The sequence below is a fragment of the Erwinia sp. PsM31 genome (assembly GCF_030433775.1).
Taxonomy (GTDB): domain Bacteria; phylum Pseudomonadota; class Gammaproteobacteria; order Enterobacterales; family Enterobacteriaceae; genus Erwinia; species Erwinia aeris.
The window spans coordinates 43398-61115 of sequence record NZ_JARUWZ010000013.1; the positions used below are offsets into that span (position 1 = coordinate 43398).

Annotated in this window: 16 protein-coding genes; 4 read left to right on the forward strand and 12 right to left on the reverse strand. The window is 53.8% G+C overall.

The genetic code is table 11. From position 1 onward, the window contains the following. Positions 1-259 precede the first annotated feature (259 nt). From QCD69_RS12150 to QCD69_RS12180, 7 genes are all read right to left on the reverse strand, one after another. Positions 260-1456: a hypothetical protein gene (locus tag QCD69_RS12150; RefSeq protein ID WP_301252198.1), complete on the reverse strand. Its 1197-nt coding sequence runs from the start codon at positions 1454-1456 to the stop codon at positions 260-262. A 101-nt stretch (positions 1457-1557) separates the two neighbouring features. Then, positions 1558-1974 carry a DUF6971 family protein gene (locus tag QCD69_RS12155; protein ID WP_301252200.1) on the reverse strand — a complete coding sequence of 139 codons (417 nt, stop codon included), beginning with the start codon at positions 1972-1974 and terminating at the stop codon, positions 1558-1560. Between the two features lie 236 nt (positions 1975-2210). Then, complete coding sequence (locus QCD69_RS12160; RefSeq protein ID WP_301252201.1) at positions 2211-2516, reverse strand: hypothetical protein; 306 nt, start codon at positions 2514-2516, stop codon at positions 2211-2213. Positions 2517-3211: 695 nt separating this feature from the next. Then, complete coding sequence (locus tag QCD69_RS12165; RefSeq protein ID WP_301252202.1) at positions 3212-3922, reverse strand: hypothetical protein; 711 nt, start codon at positions 3920-3922, stop codon at positions 3212-3214. A gap of 1137 nt (positions 3923-5059) precedes the next feature. Beyond that, positions 5060-5524 (reverse strand): hypothetical protein, encoded by a 465-nt coding sequence (locus QCD69_RS12170; protein ID WP_301252204.1) that lies wholly within the window; start codon positions 5522-5524, stop codon positions 5060-5062. An 87-nt stretch (positions 5525-5611) separates the two neighbouring features. Continuing rightward, positions 5612-7066: a site-specific integrase gene (locus QCD69_RS12175; RefSeq protein ID WP_301252206.1), complete on the reverse strand. Its 1455-nt coding sequence runs from the start codon at positions 7064-7066 to the stop codon at positions 5612-5614. A gap of 262 nt (positions 7067-7328) precedes the next feature. Next, complete coding sequence (locus tag QCD69_RS12180; protein WP_301252208.1) at positions 7329-7649, reverse strand: hypothetical protein; 321 nt, start codon at positions 7647-7649, stop codon at positions 7329-7331. Between the two features lie 182 nt (positions 7650-7831). On the opposite strand from QCD69_RS12180, the gene pyk reads away from it, so the two are divergent. Both pyk and QCD69_RS12190 read left to right on the forward strand, forming a co-directional pair. Continuing rightward, positions 7832-9307 carry a pyruvate kinase gene (gene pyk / locus QCD69_RS12185; protein ID WP_301252210.1) on the forward strand — a complete coding sequence of 492 codons (1476 nt, stop codon included), beginning with the start codon at positions 7832-7834 and terminating at the stop codon, positions 9305-9307. Between the two features lie 151 nt (positions 9308-9458). After that, entirely contained in the window at positions 9459-10688 is a 1230-nt protein-coding gene (locus QCD69_RS12190) for an MFS transporter (protein WP_301252212.1), read from the forward strand. Between the two features lie 287 nt (positions 10689-10975). On the opposite strand, the gene lpxM is transcribed toward QCD69_RS12190, so the two are convergent. From lpxM to znuA, 3 genes are all read right to left on the reverse strand, one after another. Further along, complete coding sequence (lpxM, locus tag QCD69_RS12195) at positions 10976-11944, reverse strand: lauroyl-Kdo(2)-lipid IV(A) myristoyltransferase (protein WP_301252213.1); 969 nt, start codon at positions 11942-11944, stop codon at positions 10976-10978. Positions 11945-12072: 128 nt separating this feature from the next. Continuing rightward, positions 12073-13404, reverse strand: a complete 1332-nt coding sequence (gene mepM / locus QCD69_RS12200; protein WP_253460731.1) for a murein DD-endopeptidase MepM — start codon at positions 13402-13404, stop codon at positions 12073-12075. Positions 13405-13416: 12 nt separating this feature from the next. Then, positions 13417-14364 (reverse strand): zinc ABC transporter substrate-binding protein ZnuA, encoded by a 948-nt coding sequence (gene znuA, locus QCD69_RS12205; protein WP_253460729.1) that lies wholly within the window; start codon positions 14362-14364, stop codon positions 13417-13419. Between the two features lie 77 nt (positions 14365-14441). Between znuA and znuC the strand changes: the two genes are divergently transcribed. Both znuC and znuB read left to right on the forward strand, forming a co-directional pair. Next, the gene (gene znuC, locus QCD69_RS12210; RefSeq protein ID WP_253460726.1) at positions 14442-15194 is read left to right on the forward strand and encodes a zinc ABC transporter ATP-binding protein ZnuC; all 753 of its coding nucleotides are present in this window, start codon (positions 14442-14444) and stop codon (positions 15192-15194) included. Further along, complete coding sequence (gene znuB, locus QCD69_RS12215) at positions 15191-15976, forward strand: zinc ABC transporter permease subunit ZnuB (RefSeq protein WP_253460724.1); 786 nt, start codon at positions 15191-15193, stop codon at positions 15974-15976. The genes znuC and znuB overlap by 4 nt, the downstream gene beginning before the upstream one ends. A 54-nt stretch (positions 15977-16030) precedes the next feature. Here the strand turns inward: znuB and ruvB are convergent, their stop codons facing one another. Continuing rightward, a complete protein-coding gene (gene ruvB / locus QCD69_RS12220) occupies positions 16031-17035 on the reverse strand; it encodes a Holliday junction branch migration DNA helicase RuvB (protein WP_125287913.1) in 1005 nt (334 codons plus the stop codon). 8 nt (positions 17036-17043) lie between these two features. After that, a complete protein-coding gene (gene ruvA / locus QCD69_RS12225; RefSeq protein WP_125287914.1) occupies positions 17044-17661 on the reverse strand; it encodes a Holliday junction branch migration protein RuvA in 618 nt (205 codons plus the stop codon). Between the last annotated feature and the right edge of the window lie 57 nt (positions 17662-17718).

A 17718-nucleotide genomic window follows, 5' to 3' on the forward strand; every position in this document is an offset into this window, starting at 1 on the left:
AGCCCTTGCCACTAACTTCTATATCTTTATATAAACTTAGGTTTTGTGAGGTAGTCATGTTGTTATCCTTTTCTGATTATTTTGATGATTTCTAAATTTCCTGAAAAGCTCCCTTTCTCTTAAATTATGTGAGATGACCTGAGATATTACCCTGCAAGATTCACGCAGAGGCATCTGTAAGGAGTTGATTTGTTATAAACCAAAAGGCCCACCTAGCTTAACAGGTGAGCCACGGTTTTGTTTTAGAGTTGACGTGCTGTTACTCAGTGAAGGTAATGCGATGCACCAGAGGAAACGAAGCGTCAGCCTCAACTTCCATATGTGCACTCTCTTTGACACGCACAGTGCCGGAAGCCAATACGTCAATCACAGAGACCAACTCAAGGTTGTAACCTGCACGACCAGAGTCACGGGATACGATTACTCGCACTGCGTCACCTTCCTGAGTGGTACGGAAAGAGATAGACGCAAACAGTTTAGGCAGTAGATAAACGCCAGTGTCCTCACCCACGTAAGGGCATACAGTACACCCCAGCAGGTCGGACAGGTCTTCATGACCAGCACGTTGAGCAGCACGCTCTAAGACGGCCTCAAGTTTCGCAGGGACCATCAAGGCGAACTGGTCCAGAGAACCACCCAGATGCACAGGAAGATTCAACGCGAGAGCATCGAGAACGTCCTCAGCTTGGTCAGCGGGTTTACCTGTCAGTTTACTGTAAGTCGCAGTCTGTAGATCAGGAGTTGCAGCGAGAACCTCCGCGACTTTACCGAACATCAGACGATTATATTGGTCAATCATGTTATCGACTGACTGCACCAGAGCGCCGTGAGTATAACCACCCATCATCTCAAAATCAGACACGAAGGTTGCCGCAGAGATAAACGCGCCAGTGTTCTGAGCGTTGTCCTCATTAGGCACCAGCAGTGGTGAGACCATCACAGCGGAGCCTTTAATAGCTTTAGCGGTCGGTGCGTCCTCAGCCGGGTTAAACAAGCCGTTCTTCTTCAAGATAACGCTGCGATCTTCCATTGTGTGGGTACGCAGTGGAGTAGGCTTGGTGCCATATGGACGAAACTCACAAGGGAAGATGTGCTCACGTACAGCAGCCTCAAATTCACCATCGTTAAACGTAGCATTGAGTGATTCTTCCAGAGCCTGAATGTATGCGGTCGAGTCATTACCACCCGGCAGACCCTTACCGTTCAGGTCCGTGCCGTTCACCTGTAGAATGTCAGCGGTGCCGTCAAGCATCTTAATGACCTCACTGTTTTCTAAATCAGCGTCACGGCCTTGGAATGGCTTACGGGTTACCTGAGCATCATTATTACGAGCCATTGGTGATGCATAGTCAGCGGTGTTGATAACGCCTGTAGTCTTGCCGTTGTCAGTAGGTGCGTTACGGTTAGCAATACTGTAGTCGAGTGTGTGGAAACCGGAATTAGACATGTTGCTCATGGTTTATACCTTCTCTTAAATTGGATTTGAATAGAATTGCACTTAATGTGCATGGCGGGCCCACGGAATTGCAGACCCATTGATTGACTTGCTGAGTGAAATTAACAACCGAATGCGGCACGATGACCGTGCTCACCGAACTTACGGGCAATCTCTTCTTCACGCTGTTTGCGTTCAGCCACGGCCTTAGCGATCTCAGCAGGCGTAGCGTGGATAGCAGCCATGCGTTCACGGTGTTGCTCGGTCTCGATGCGCTTACGGTCAGCCTCTTTACGTGCCTCAGCGTTACTGTGCGCCCACTCTCGGGAATACTTGCTGTAGTCGCCAGCGTTCAGACCAACGGAGTGCAGAGCGTTTAGAATCGCGTTGCTCTTACCGAAGTCATTACCGACACTGTTAAGCATGGTCACCACGACAACCTCAGTGAAATACTTGGTCGCCATCTCTTGACCAAAGAGCATTACGGTTTGCTCATCGGCGCTTAGGGTCAGGTCGAGTTTGCGATATGAAATAGACATAATTTGTACCTTCTGAATAAATGTTAAGTTAATGTTAATTACACGAAGTCACGCAGGGTCAGACCCGCAGCAATCGCCATGTGACATAGAGCGGGTTTAGGTAGCTTCTCGCGGCCTTCAAGCGGTCCGAGTGCTAATCTGTCAGCCAATGCTTTGCTGCTTACTGTGGCTAATCTGAGAGCCTTACGGCCTTCTGGTGTCGCTGTGTTGAACTTGTCAGGGATGGTCATAGCGGGTTAATCCTTTTGTTCGGCGTAGAGTTCAGCCAGAGTGTTCACAACGACCACGCTTAGAGCAGTGTTGTAACTTGCTAGGAGGGTCACAAAGTCGGAGCCTGTAAGGGTCTCGCAGAGTTTAACTTCCTGTTCCTGTTTGACCTGTAGACGCTTAATGTCCCGCTGTACGTTGCGCACAGTCTTATTGGTCAAGGTGGCTACGGTCTCAATAGAAACGCTGTAGCCTTTAGGATCTTTGAGCCACTCCGTAAGGTGGACGCGGAGAGCTTTACGGTCTATCACGGCCTTAGTTTGAATAGTGGTCATGGTGGGAATCCTTAAAGAGAGAGAGATGTAGAAAGATGTAGGTGATTGGTAGGATTGAGATTCAGTAAATCAATTAGCGACCTCAGCCGCTCGCCACTAGACACCCGCCGTTACTCGGGAAGATAACTTTAAGAAAACGTTAGGACGCCTGTGCGGAATGCACGATAGGACAACCCGTGTGTTTTGTAGGATTTGTCTAGTGTTGGTAACGGTTAGGCGCTTGCTGTCGGACCCATACGGGACACGGTAGGACGCTAATTGATGTACTGAAAGAGAGATGGTAGGTAACCACAGAGAGACTACTCAATGCTCGCCATTGGTCCACCGCAGCGGCCCGGTTGAGTTCTTGATGAGATGGAATGAGCGACCAATGTTAGCCGTTGTGAGGCGCTGTTAAGTGGTCTCTCTGTGGTTACCTGAATCAAATTTGATACAAAAAAGTGAGGCCGCAGGGAATCGGTCTGGACCTCTAATCAGGAATAGAAAGGTAATGTCTGTAACACCATGAGAGATGAATACGAGCCGTGGGAACTGAGCATAGTCAGTAAGAACCGGGCTGGGTGTGGTCTCACATTAGTGGGTGATAATTGGGTCGGGATAGTCCCCCATTAGTGAGGTGCAATTTAACCCCTTGATTTAAAAATGGTTTACCTGAGGTCCTAAAGAACGGTTTTTCATTTTGAAAAGTGAATAACTCAGAGTTCATCCGGTTTACCTGCACGAGCGCGAGACAGTAACAGTTGCTGCTTCTGGTAGTCTGACCCGAGTTGCTCCACTAAATCTGTGCGGAACTTTTCGAGCGCCTTATCATTGCTAAAGTATTCCTGACCCTTTGCATTGAACCGAAAGTTAATCCCGGTCGGGCTAAAGCGCCTGTCAGTTGGCTTAAGGATAATGAAGTAATCACGATAACGAGGGTTCACCTCTACGCGCCCATCAGGTCGGAACCGGAACAGACCGCGAGACTTCTTGAGTGCTTGAAGTAAACGCTGTGCTGGCAGGTCGTGAGCCTTGCAGAAGTCACCCCATGTGACACCACGGCGGTTAGCTGATTGAACGGCTACGCGCTTCTTATCATCCTCTAGGCGTTGCTTTACAGCCTCTATCTTACGGATGTACTCAAGGACCTTTAAGCGTACCGCTTTGGATTCACGCATACCGACCAGTAACAATTGGTCAGCGTTAAGGTTAATACTTTCCATTGCACGACCGCCGCCAGCAGGGGTAACCAATTCGATTACGAAATTTTCGTAACCGTTCAGTTCATCCTTAACGCGCCCGATAAAGTCATTGTTACGAAGAGGCTTCTCCCCTGCTTCCTCTCGTGCCGGATTGATAACCGAATTGAGGAAGTCGAGAGAGGTCATTGTAATGTTCTGGTCAAAGTTGATAATTGAAGTAGACATGTTGTATTTCCTTTTGATTGCATTCTCTAAGTTCGCACCCTCCAGCAGCCACACAGTCCCACAACAAGGGAACCGCCAGAGGCAAAGAGAGTACAATCAGAATGACTGTGTTTGATTAAAGTGGATGCGCTGCGATGCGCGGGGGGTATTCAAGGTTGAGAGACACACAAGCACACATAGAGACCACCTGAAAGTTACGGGAACTGAGCGGGTCAGTGAGAACCGTGAGAGGTGATCGGGATTGTGTGGCTGTGTGTCTCCCATTAGTGGGTGTTAATTGCAAGTCATTGATATATATGGGCTCATCCTATTTGGACGGCCTTGGTTTCACTGGGGGGCGGGAGGGTCTCCCATTAGTGAGTTAAATTTTCAGACTAATAGTCACCAAAAGTTACTACATGGAGGATGACCCGTTGTCGTCAGTGAGGCGTACGAAAGTTTCATAGGATACTTATCGTTTAAACTAACAGACACCCGATGACCACCTACAGCCGGAACCATAAGCAGGACCACCAGAACAGGTCAGTCTGTATATAAAGGTGGGACACCATCAGTACACCTAAAGTCAAACACTTACCAGACCGCACATGAGCAGCGGAGAGCCACGCACTGAGTTAGGCCAGGTGTGTTTGCTTGAGGTAATCGCTGAGGCGCTGAGATGATCATACAGGGATGACCTAAGAGGGATGGTTGCTATCGCATGATGACCATCGTACAACAGGGAATCTTAAAGATTACTCTTAGAATTTATAATCTTATTATTTAAATCTTTAATAAGACTATAAGAGACTTAAAGTAATCATAGAGTTTCCACCCTGTAGAGAATGGTCATAATAAATATGTCAACCATTCATCAGAAAGATAATCACTCATCGACCGATAGCTAAGAGCCAGTCAGTTAGACCGGAAAGCGTGTCAATGTGTCCACCCTGAAAGCCAGCGTGATTACCTTCGAGAGATTGTGTCTCCCATTAGTGGGTGTTAATTGCAGACTAATTGTCACTTTATGGGATCAATAGGTCTGGTCAGTGTCTCCCATTACTGAGTTGCAATTGAAATAATTGATTTTAAAAGGTTTTATTTCACCAACCTAAAGACACACAAAGGGCCAGTCCGTTCAGAGTAACTCGCAGCCTATTAGTCCAGCGCCATGACCTCATAAGGTGCGCCGTTATACTCTGCCTTGGTGACCTGAAAGATTGACGGTAAGCCCATCACTGATAGGTACTCGCTGATAATGGTCATGTATCCTGTGCTGTCCTCCACCTTGAGGGCTGTCAGGCTCTTTGAGAAATCCTTATCGGCATCACCTAAACAGTTATTGAACATATAAAGGTGAAACTTTAGACCCGCCTTGCTGGTCATTGGCAGGATCGCAGCGAGACCGCAAGTTGCAATATGAATATCGCTATTGTTTCGATGGTCCGCAATGGTCAAGCGGTGACCGTCAAAGTAATAGCCTGTATCACCTACATCAGCTTTAAAGGTTTCCATAAGTGGAACGGTCTGTGCACTAACTCCAGCGCCCTTAGCGAAGTTAACATAAAGTGCAGCAACCAGCAGGAGCAGCAGCAACACAGGGACGCGGATAGATTTAGACATAATGATATATCCTTACTGTATGCAATTAAAGTGAATGATTATTCAAATACAAAGAGGTACCACCGTAGCGGCCCCAAAGAGTGGCCCTTAGCGTAGAGCCTGAGCCAAAGCGTTAGCCATCTGGTCAACGGCTTTTGCTTTACCGTACAGACCAAAGGTAATCCCTTGTCCGCTATGGCCAAGAACGTCACCAGCGAGGCTCTCAGCAACGCCAGCATTCTTAAAGAGGGTGGCCATAGTGTGACGCAGAGAGTGCAACACAAGATCACCTGTACGGTCTGGCAGTGCTTGCGGCAGGACCTCCCTGTTAAACCACTGTGACGCTGTATCTCTGGACATACCGAACACAAGGGAATCACTGGACGGCAACGCAGCGACCCACTCCCGGAACTCGGTCAGAGAGAAACCCATAGCGCCATCTGTCAGCGGGACCAGACGAGCACTTGCAGCGTTCTTAATGCTTTTGTCGCCATTGTCATTAATGTCGATACAGAGATGACCAGCTTCCTCTACTACATCAGCCTTAGTTAGCTGTGTGAGTTCCCCGGCGCGTGCTCCTGTGATGGTAGCGACCAGACCAAAGAGGCGCTTATTGGGTTCACGTTCAGTGATCACCCGGTCCAACACCTTGACCAGTTCAGCCTCAGAGTAAGCACGACGCACGCTCTTTACGCCCTTCACTTTCAGACCCTTTGTGTAGTCGTGTTTGATGTGTCCATTCTGATAGGCCCAATTCATAACGGCGCACAGTTTAGCGAGCATCTTATTGACCGTAGCATCAGCGTATCGCCCTGAGTCACGCATAGCATCTCGCATCGCGGAGACCTCAGCCCTTGTATGAGTGCGCCAATCAATCGAACCAGTGAACAGCTTGAGTGCCTTATGTGCGGACTGAATGTCTCTCACGCTGGCTGGCTTGAGGTTTACGCTGTGTTCCTTTATGTAGAGGTCTGACAATTCATTAAAAAACAGAGGCTCCTGTGTGGATTCTGTAGGGCTAGACTCTTGGTCATCTCTCAGATTTCGCTTTGGAGCGTCTGCATTGTGCACTCCCTGATCATTATCACCATTCAACGAGGCCAGCACTGACAATAAAGGCTGAGTGTCCCCACTGCGTGCACGACTCCGAGCAGCTTGCAGGACCTCCAACGCCTTAACGATGTGTGCTTGCTGGTCTACCGTCATTGATTCCTTTGCGAGTGACCGCAGATTAACGCTGGCGTCTTCGATGTGGTCCACCTCCAGACCTGACCAGAAGTCCTCTACCTTGTCAGTAAGGAACGTTAAGGCCATGTTCTTGAGGTGTTCGTTTAAGGCACTTGCTGTGGCCTGTGGATTATCGAGAAGAAAAGCCTTCGCGGTCTGTGCTACTCCATTCATTCTTTTTACAGCTTCCTGTTTGTTCGTGGTGCGCAATCCAATACTGACCAGAGATGACACTGAGCCTACTTTACGAAGCCGCACAGTATAGCGGCCTGAGACCTTACGTCTAACGAGTTGTGGTATAGCCAGCCTTGATAGCAATAATGACTGATTGTTCATGATGTGATTCCTTTTGACTCGTTTTGAGTGGACACGCTGCCCTCTCCCAAATCGTGAGTCGCAATTACCTCCTCACCCCCGTAAGTGGGTGTTAAATGGCTTCCTTCCCTGTGTGGATTGAAATCAGCATCAACATAATCAGGTGCTGTCATGCACCAGTAGACCAGACAGACCAAACTCAGCAAGTAGACGAAAAGCACAGATGAAATAACCAATGTGAACCACGGGAAGTTACTCAAAGAAAAAGACTCAGCAGCACACATCACAGAGCGCCCTCCTCTTTTGCGTTCAACTCAATGGTAATCTCGTGAGCAACCCGGTTATCGAGGAGTAAATAACTGACGTGATAGAGAACGGTATGTGGACCCGCAGTTTTATAATTAACAATCGACCAACACGCTAAATCAGAACCGATAGATAATTCCATGATGAGACCTAGCGTCATGGTGCGCACAGATGGGCCTTGCTGGTAGATGTGGACTCCTCTCTGGTCACTATGAGTAACCACCGAGTCAGCTTTACGGATAGCGTGAGTAAATACAGGTCGAGCTTGGCTTGAGGTCGTCTTAACAGTGTCAAACATTTGGTGTACCTTAGGTGTAAGCGTTTACCTTGTGTCAGTATTTGGAGCACTACTTGTGTCACCTTAAGCGCTAAACAGATAGCAACGGACAGACGCTAAGGCATGCTCAACAAGTAGACCCACACTGGCACGCACGATTAAACATCAGGCTAATCAATCAGTTAGAACAAAAGGATCATCGAATGACCAGCCCTACAGCAATCATCCAAAAGTCCACCTCCCGACGTTTAAGAAGAACCAAGATCGTTACCACCCTGGGTCCGGCTACCGATCGCGACAATAATCTCGAAAAAATTATCGCTGCCGGGGCCAACGTGGTTCGACTTAACTTCTCACACGGGACGCCAGAAGATCATATGCAGCGCGCCAGCAACGTGCGCGCAATTGCGGCAAAGCTGGGCCGTCATGTGGCCATTCTGGGCGATCTTCAGGGCCCTAAAATTCGTGTATCCACCTTTAAAGAAGGCAAAGTCTTCCTTAACCAGGGCGACCGCTTTTTGCTGGATGCCAGCCTGAGTAAAGGCGAAGGCGATAAAGAAAAGGTAGGCATCGACTATAAAGGCCTGCCGGCCGACGTTGTGCCGGGCGATATCCTGCTGCTGGACGACGGCCGCGTACAGTTGAAAGTACTGGAAGTCCAGGGCATGAAAGTCTTTACCGAAGTCACCGTCGGCGGCCCGCTTTCCAATAATAAAGGCATCAATAAGCTGGGCGGCGGGCTGTCTGCCGACGCGCTGACGGAAAAAGATAAAGCGGACATTATCACCGCCGCTAAAATCGACGTGGATTATCTGGCCGTCTCCTTCCCACGCTGCGGCGAAGATCTGAATTACGCTCGCCGTCTGGCTCGCGAAGCAGGCTGCGAGGCGAAAATCGTGTCTAAAGTTGAACGGGCGGAAGCCGTAGCGTCGCAGGAAGCCATGGATGACATTATCCTGGCGTCGGACGTGGTGATGGTCGCCAGGGGCGATTTGGGCGTTGAAATTGGCGATCCGGAACTGGTCGGCATCCAGAAAGCGCTGATCCGCCGCGCTCGCCAGCTGAACCGTTCGGTTATCACCGCAACCCAAATGATGGAGTCGATGATCACCAATCCTATGCCGACGCGCGCAGAAGTTATGGACGTGGCGAATGCCGTGCTGGACGGAACCGATGCCGTTATGCTGTCGGCGGAAACCGCAGCGGGCCAGTATCCGGCGGAAACCGTCACAGCCATGGCTAAGGTCTGCCTTGGCGCGGAGAAAATCCCGAGTATCAACGTCTCCAAGCACCGTCTGGACGTGCAGTTCGACAATATCGAAGAGGCCATCGCCATGTCCGCGATGTACGCCGCCAACCATCTTCAGGGCGTTACCGCGATTATCACCATGACGGAGTCCGGCCGCACCGCGCTGATGACCTCACGCATCACTTCCGGCCTGCCGATTTTTGCGATGTCGCGCCATGAGCACACGTTAAACCTCACCGCGCTGTATCGCGGCGTGACGCCGGTCTATTTCGACAGCAACAATGACGGCGTGGTTGCGGCGCATGATGCGATTAATCTGCTGCGTGATAAAGGCTTCCTGATGTCTGGCGATCTGGTCATCGTCACCCAGGGCGACGTTATGAGCACCACCGGCACCACCAATACCAGCCGCGTGCTGCGGGTAGAATAACGCTTACGGTTATCGGGCCTTCGCGCCCGATAACTTTTTCCACCCTGCTGTTCCCTTTTCCGCTATTTTTTCAGCAACTTTTTATCCGCCCGTCATACAACTCCCGTATGCTGTCGCGATTTAGATCCTGTTTACTCTGGAAGGAGCCTTAATGCCCGCTTTTGTTCCGGTGACGGCCATTACTCGTCGCCATTTGATTTTTCCCCTTTCGCTGGTGCTGTTTGAGTTCGCCAGCTATATCGCCCATGACATGATCCAGCCCGGAATGCTGCTGGTGACCAACGAGTTCGGCGTCGGCCCGGAATGGGTTTCCGCCTCGCTAACCGCCTATCTGGCCGGCGGCATCGTGCTGCAATGGCTGCTGGGGCCGCTTTCCGACAAGCTTGGCCGCAGGCCGGTGATGCTGGCAGGCGTGGCCTTTTTTACCCTGGCCTGCGTGGGGACGCATTGGGTCGGCTCCGTCGGGCAGTTTATTCTGATGCGCTTCCTGCAGGGCACCAGCCTCTGTTTTATTGGCGCGGTCGGCTATGCCGCCATCCAGGAAGCCTTTAACGAAGCCCTGAGCGTGAAAATGATGGCGCTGATGGCTAACGTAGCGCTACTGGCACCGTTGGCAGGCCCGCTGGCCGGTGCCGCCTTTCTCTCGGTGGGCGAATGGCGCACGATGTTCTGGCTGTTCGGCGCCGTCAGCGCGGTGGCGCTGGTCGGCCTGTGGCGAACGATGCCGGAAACCGCGGGCGACCGCAGCACCTCCGTTTCAGTTAAGTCGCTGGCCAAAGGCTATCTCGGCCTGGTGCGGGATCGCCAGGTGATGAGCGGTTCGCTGGCTATCGGCCTGGTCAGTATTCCCTGCCTGGGCTGGGTAGCGCTGTCGCCGGTGATCCTGATCCATGACGAGCATCTTTCCCGTATGACCTACGCGCTGCTCCAGCTGCCGGTGTTTGTGGCGATGATTATCGGCAATCTGACCCTGGGCCGCCTGTCCGGCCGCGTACCGATTGAGCAGCCGCTGAAGCTGGCCGCGTGGCCGATCCTGATTGGCCTGGCGGTAGCAACGCTTGCCAGCGCGCTGAACGCCCACAGCTACCTCTGGCTTACCGCAGGCCTGAGCCTGTACGGTTTTGGCACGGGGCTGGTTAACGCCGGCCTTTACCGCCTGACGCTGTTTTCCAGCTCGTCGGGCAAAGGCAGCGTCGCCGCGATGCTGGGCATGGTAAGTATTCTGGTCTTTACGTTAGGGATCGAAGCGGTGAAAAGCGCCTATTTCAGCGGCGGCAGCTTTTGGTTCAGCCTGGTCAATCTGGCCTGCGGACTGCTCTGGTTCTGGCTGGTGAAAGCCTTTCTGCGCGAGCGTAACCGACGGATAGCGCTGGCACAGTAAAAAAGCCCCGCCAGACGGCGGGGCTTTGGGGTTGCCGACAAACTGATTCTCTGCCATCAAATCGCTTTCAGGCCGGTGAAAAGCAGCAGAGGCAGATCGGAACACGGACACGCCGTGAATCCGTCCATGGAGGCTCGTTTCGCGCGTCCATGCGCGAAAACGGTCCGCTTATCCGCTCAGCCTCTGCCGCCGAGAAACAGCCGAATTGCTGTAAAAAAACGGCAGGATGCCTCGGCTATTTAGGTTTATCAGCAGTCTGAAAGCCCCGCCAGACGGCGGGGCTTTTTTTATTTTTTAGGGAAAAGATCTTTGCGGCGGTAAGGCTCAGTCTCACCCTCTTTGCGGGTCTTCAGCAGCTTCAAAATCCAGGCGTACTGCTCAGGATTAGGCCGCACCAGAAGCTCCACTTCCTCATTCATTCTGCGCGCCAGCGTTTTATCATCCGCTGCCAGCAGATCGTCCATTGGCGAGCGCAAATAGATATCCAGCCGATGCATTTTGCTGTTGTAAACCGGGAACAGCGGCACCACGCGGGCACGGCAGACCTTCATCAGCCTCCCTAACGCAGGCAGCGTGGCCTTGTAGGTGGCGAAGAAATCAACGAATTCGCTGTGCTCTGCGCCATGATCCTCATCCGGCAAGTAATAGCCACAGTATCCCTGGCGCACCGAGCTGATAAACGGCTTGATGCCGTTATCCCGGGAGTGCATACGGCCGCCAAAACGGCGGCGCACCGCGTTCCAGATATAGTCCATTACCGGGTTCCGCTGGTGATGGAACATGGCCGCCATTTTATGCCCTTCCGAAGCCAGCGCCATTGCCGGGATATCCACTGCCCAGCCGTGCGGTACCAGAAAGATGATGTTCTGATTTTGCGCGCCGATCTGCTCAATAATTTCTTTATTATGCCAGGTGATACGCTGCACTGCATGGGCCGGACGCAGAGCCAGCTCGGCCATCATCACTATAGACTGCGGCGCCGTGGCGAACATTTCATCAATGATTTTTTCGCGATCGGCTTCTGCTACCTCAGGCATACAGTAAAACAAATTGATTTGCGCACGACGTCGCGCGCTCTTCGCGTATTTTCCGGCGAAGCGCCCCAGCGCGCCCAGTAACGGATCCCGCATTTTTGCCGGTAGCCAGGCCATGCCGGCGCAAAGCCCAATCGCCAGCCAGCTTCCCCAATAGCGCGGCAGCAGAAAGGATTTCCGAAAGGTGGGAATAAATTCATTATTGCTTTTCTTGTTTTCCATGCACTCGCCTCAAATTCTGAGCGGCTAATGATAGTGCCGACGCACAATTTTGCAATGCCCGCCTCATTTTACCCATAAAGAAAAGCCGACGGCTAAAGCGTCGGCTTTTTTCGCGGGAAAGTTAATGCTTACTTAAAGCGCAGCTGTGGCGTGACTTCGCGAACCTGCGCCAGATAATCGCTGCGGTCTTTACCGGTCAGCCCTTCCATACGCGGCAGCTTCGCCGTAAGCGGATTGACGGCCTGGTTGTTGATCCAGACTTCAAAGTGCAGATGCGGCCCCGTTGAGCGACCGGTATTGCCGCTCAAACCAACGCGCTCGCCGCGCTTCACTTTATCGCCTGGCTTCACCAGCAGCTTTTTCATATGCATATAGCGCGTCATATACTGACGGCCATGACGAATGGCAACATAGTTGCCCGCGCCGCCGCTGCGTTTCGCCACGATCACTTCACCGTCGCCTACCGCCAGCACCGGCGTGCCCAGCGGGATAGCGAAGTCCACGCCCTTATGCGGCGCGACACGACCGGTCACCGGATTCAGGCGATGCGGGTTGAAGTTGGACGACACGCGATACTGTCTGGCCGTCGGGAAGCGCATAAAGCCGTGCGCCAGTCCGGCGCCGCTGCGATCGTAGAATTTGCCGTCGGCAGCGCGAATCGCATAGTAGTCTTTGCCGCCGGTTTGCAGACGAACGCCGGCAAGGCGGCTCTGCTGGCTCTTGCCATCCATCATCTCGCGCGACATCAGCACGGAGAAACGGTCGCCGTTACGCAACTTACGGAAGTCCATCTGCCACTGCAACGCTTTGATCACGGCGCTGATTTCGCCGCTGCTCAGCCCGGCGTTTCGCGCGCTGGTCACGAAACTGCCCTCCACCGTGCCGGAGAGCACGTTGTTTTGCCACTCGCCCTGCTGAACCGCAGCGGAGGATTTAAAGGTGTTGCCGGAACGATCGTAGGTGCGGGTTTCGCGGCGCGACGCTTCCCATGTTAGCCGCTGCAGCTGGCCGTCGTCGGTTAACGTCCAGGAGAGCTGCTGACCAATTTGCAGGTTACGCAGATCCTTATCCACCTTGACCAGCTGGTTGATATCTCCCATATCGATGCCATACTGATTAAGAACGCTGCTTAACGTATCTCCCGATGACACCACGTAATCATGCGTGCCGGTTTCGCTGGGCACATCCTGGTCTATCTCATCTTTCGGCACGTCGTCATCAGGCGAAGGCATATCCTGATCGATTGGCTCGCTGGCTTCCGGCAACAGCGTACGCAGCTGCTCTTTATCCAGCTCTATGCTTTTGACGATCGGATTTTCACCGCTGACGGTGGGATGGTAAACGAAAGGCCGCCATACGGAGACGGCCAGCGTAACAACGGTGAGCGAACCCAGCATAACGCGGTGGGTTCGCGGCAATGTATTAAACGCCATAGCGACAGCGCGGGCAATTTGCTGCACGTATTAGTTCCTCTAAGCTCCTTTCAGGCAGCTCGCGTACTGGCTGGACAGCTGTGAGAGGAATTTCACATAGCTGTCTCTTCCCGGAGTGATGTCCGTTCCCAGCGGATCCAGCGTTCCTGTACGCACTTTGGTTCCTCTGGCAACAGCATCGATCACGGCCGGCCTGAATTGTGGCTCAGCAAAGACGCAGACGGCCTTTTGCTCAACCAACTCTGTTCGAATTTGATGTAAACGCTGAGCGCCGGGCTGGATTTCAGGGTTGACGGTAAAATGACCCGCAGGAGTCAGACCGAAATGTTTTTCAAAGTAGGTGTAAGCATCGTGAAAAACGAAATAACCCTTCCCTTTTACCGGCTCAAGCTGAGCGGCTATTTGCGTATCAGCCGTGGCCAATTCTGCCTCAAAATGCTGCAGGTTCGCGTCTAGTTTGTCTCTGCTCTGCGGCATAAGTTCCAATAATTTTGCATGGATTGCAACCGCAGATTGCCTTGCGATTTCCGGGGACATCCACAAGTGCATATTATATTCGCCGTGGTGGTGCGCATGGGCATGTTCATCCGCTGCTTCAGCGCCCTCCTCATGCTCGTGCGCATCGTCATCCGCCCCACGAACCAGCAGGGGTTTAACCGCCGTTAACTCAGCCAGTTCGAGGTTTTTTTGCGCGGGCAGCGCGGCGACCGCCTTCGGCAAGAAAGCCTCCATTTCCGGCCCGATCCAGACCACAAGATCCGCGCTCTGCAGGCGTTTAATGTCCGAAGGACGCAGCGCGTAGTCATGCTCTGAAGCCCCATCCGGCAGTAAAATTTCCACCGGCGTAACGCCATCGGCAATAGCGGCAGCGATAAAGCCCAACGGTTTAACAGAGGCCACTACCGCAGCCTGGGCGGTAGAGGTCAGCGAAGCGGCAAATCCCAGGGCAGAAAGCAGCGTTAACAAGGGCTTGGTTTTATGTAACATAATGATTCAGTCCATCGTGACAGGTCGAAGAATTGTGATATTATAACATTCGATAACTTCTGCAACCCGTAATCACTATGACCTCACTGATTAGCCTTGAAAAAATTTCCGTCAGCTTTGGTCAGCGCGCCGTGCTTTCTAACGTTTCGCTGACGCTGGAGCCGGGCAAAATATTAACGCTGCTCGGGCCTAACGGTGCCGGTAAGTCTACGCTGGTGCGCGTGGTACTGGGACTGATTTCGCCAACGCGAGGCAGCGTGGTGCGCCACGAACAGCTGCGTATTGGCTACGTGCCGCAAAAAATTCATCTGGACGCTACGCTGCCGCTGACCGTCGAGCGCTTTATGCTGCTGCGCGGCGGCGTCAAGCGCGGCGATATCCTGCCCGCGCTGAAAAGGGTGCAGGCCGCACAGCTGGTGGACGCGCCGCTGCAAAAGCTCTCCGGCGGGGAAATGCAGCGCGTGCTGCTGGCCCGCGCCCTGCTCAACCAGCCGCAGCTGCTGGTGCTGGACGAGCCGACGCAGGGCGTTGACGTGAACGGCCAGGTGGCGCTTTACGATCTGATCGATCAGCTACGGCGCGAGCTGAACTGTGGCGTGCTGATGGTTTCCCATGATTTGCATCTGGTAATGGCAAAGACCGACGAGGTGCTGTGCCTGAATCAGCATATCTGCTGTTCCGGTACGCCGGAGGCGGTCTCTCAGCATCCGGAATTTATCTCTATGTTTGGCCCGCGCGGCGCCGAGCAGCTGGCTATCTATCGCCATCAGCATAACCATCGTCACGACCTTCAGGGACGTATCGTTTTACGCAGAGGACAAACCAAGTGATTGAACTGTTGCTGCCCGGCTGGCTGGCGGGTTTCTTTCTGGCGCTGGCGGCTGGCCCGCTCGGCTCGTTTGTGGTCTGGCGCCGCATGTCCTATTTTGGCGATACGCTGGCGCACGCTTCACTGCTTGGCGTGGCTTTTGGACTGTTGCTGAACGTCAGCCCGTTTTATGCGGTGATCGCCGTTACGCTGCTGCTGGCGCTGCTGCTGGTCTGGCTGGAGCGTCGGCCGCATCTGGCTATCGATACGCTGCTGGGCATTATGGCGCACAGCGCGCTGTCGCTGGGCCTGGTGGTGGTCAGCCTGATGTCCGGCGTGCGGGTGGATCTGATGGCCTATCTGTTCGGCGATCTGCTGTCCGTGACGCCGACCGATCTTTATACCATCGCCGCTGGCGTGGTCGTGGTGCTGGCGGTGCTGGCGGCTAACTGGCGCTCGCTGCTTTCCATGACCATCAGCCCGGAGCTGGCCCAGGTAGACGGCGTCAATATCCAGCGGACTAAGATGGTGTTGATGCTGGTAACGGCGCTGACCATCGGCGTGGCGATGAAGTTCGTCGGCGCGTTGATTATCACCTCGCTGCTGATCATTCCTGCCGCAACGGCACGACGGTTTGCGCGCTCGCCGGAGCAGATGGCTGGGGTCGCGGTGCTGGTGGGGATTCTGGCGGTGACTGCCGGCCTGACCTTCTCCGCCTTTTACGATACGCCGGCCGGGCCGTCGGTGGTGCTGGGCGCGTCGCTGATGTTTATGCTCAGCATGGTAAAAAAACCGGCGGTCTGAAACGTCCGTCAGGGAAAGAAAAAACCGGTCGTCGCTGACCGGTTTTTTTATGGCTTACTCTTCCCGCGTGATGCCGAAGTGCTTATAGGCATGCTGCGTCGCCATCCGGCCGCGCGGCGTGCGCTGAATAAAGCCCTGCTGGATCAGATAAGGCTCCAGCACGTCCTCAATGGTTTCGCGCTCTTCGCCGATCGCCGCCGCCAGGTTGTCCAGCCCGACCGGGCCGCCGGTAAACTTATCGATGATCGCCAGCAGCAGCTTGCGGTCCATATAATCGAAGCCTTCCGTGTCCACGTTCAGCATATCCAGCGCTCTGGCGGCCACGTCGCCGCTCAGGCTGCCCTGCGCTTTGACCTCGGAGAAATCCCTGACGCGGCGCAGCAGACGGTTGGCGATACGCGGCGTGCCGCGCGAGCGGCGGGCGATTTCCAGCGCGCCCTCTTCGCTCAGCGGCAGGCCCAGACAGCTGGCGCTGCGGCCGACGATATGCTGAAGGTCTTTCACCTGATAAAACTCCAGACGCTGCACGATACCGAAACGGTCACGCAGCGGCGACGTTAGCGAGCCGGCCCGCGTCGTCGCGCCAATCAGGGTAAACGGCGGCAGATCCAGCTTGATGGAGCGCGCGGCCGGGCCTTCACCGATCATAATATCCAGCTGATAGTCTTCCATCGCCGGATAAAGCACCTCTTCCACCACCGGCGAAAGACGATGGATCTCATCGATAAAGAGCACGTCGTGCGGTTCAAGGTTGGTCAGCATGGCGGCCAGGTCGCCCGCTTTCTCCAGCACCGGCCCGGAGGTGGTGCGCAGGTTGACGCCCAGCTCGTTGGCGACGATCCCGGCCAGCGTGGTTTTCCCCAGCCCCGGCGGGCCGAAGACCAGCAGATGATCCAGCGCGTCGCCGCGCATTTTGGCGGCCTGGATAAAAATCTCCATCTGCTCGCGCACTACCGGCTGGCCGACATACTCTTCCAGCAGCTTCGGCCGGATGGCGCGATCAATGACTTCTTCTTCGCTGAAGGTTCCCGGCGATACCAGGCGATCGGCTTCAATCATGCTTTACCTCAAATAGCTGCGCGCAGGGCTTCACGGATCAGCGTTTCACAATCTGCATCCGGGCGGCCGACTTTACCGATCATCCGGCTGGCTTCCTGAGGTTTATACCCCAGCGACACCAGTGCGGCAACGGCTTCCTCTTCCGCGCTGTTGCCTGCGGCAGGCGCCTGCACTTCGCTGGTCAGCGCGAAAGGCGCATCGGCGGCAAACAGGTCGCCATGCATCCCTTTAAAGCGGTCTTTCATTTCGACCACCAGACGCTCGGCGGTCTTTTTGCCCACGCCCGGCAGCTTCACCAGCGAGGCGATCTCTTCGCGCTCTACGGCCGTAACAAACTGCTGCGCCGACATGCCGGACAGGATCGCCAGCGCCAGCTTTGGCCCAACGCCGTTAACCTTGATCAGCTCGCGAAACAGCGCTCTCTCCTGACGGCTGTTGAAACCGAACAGCAGCTGCGCGTCCTCGCGCACCACAAAGTGGGTGAACAGCGTTGCTTCGTGATCCAGCTCGGGAAGCTCATAAAAACAGGTCATCGGCATATGCACTTCATAACCCACGCCGCCGACTTCCAACAGCACCAGCGGCGGCTGTTTTTCCAGAATCTTGCCTCTCAGACGACCTATCACCGTAAGCTTCCTTCAGAAATGTGTTAATGCGGGGATTTATATCATAAAAAAAGCTGG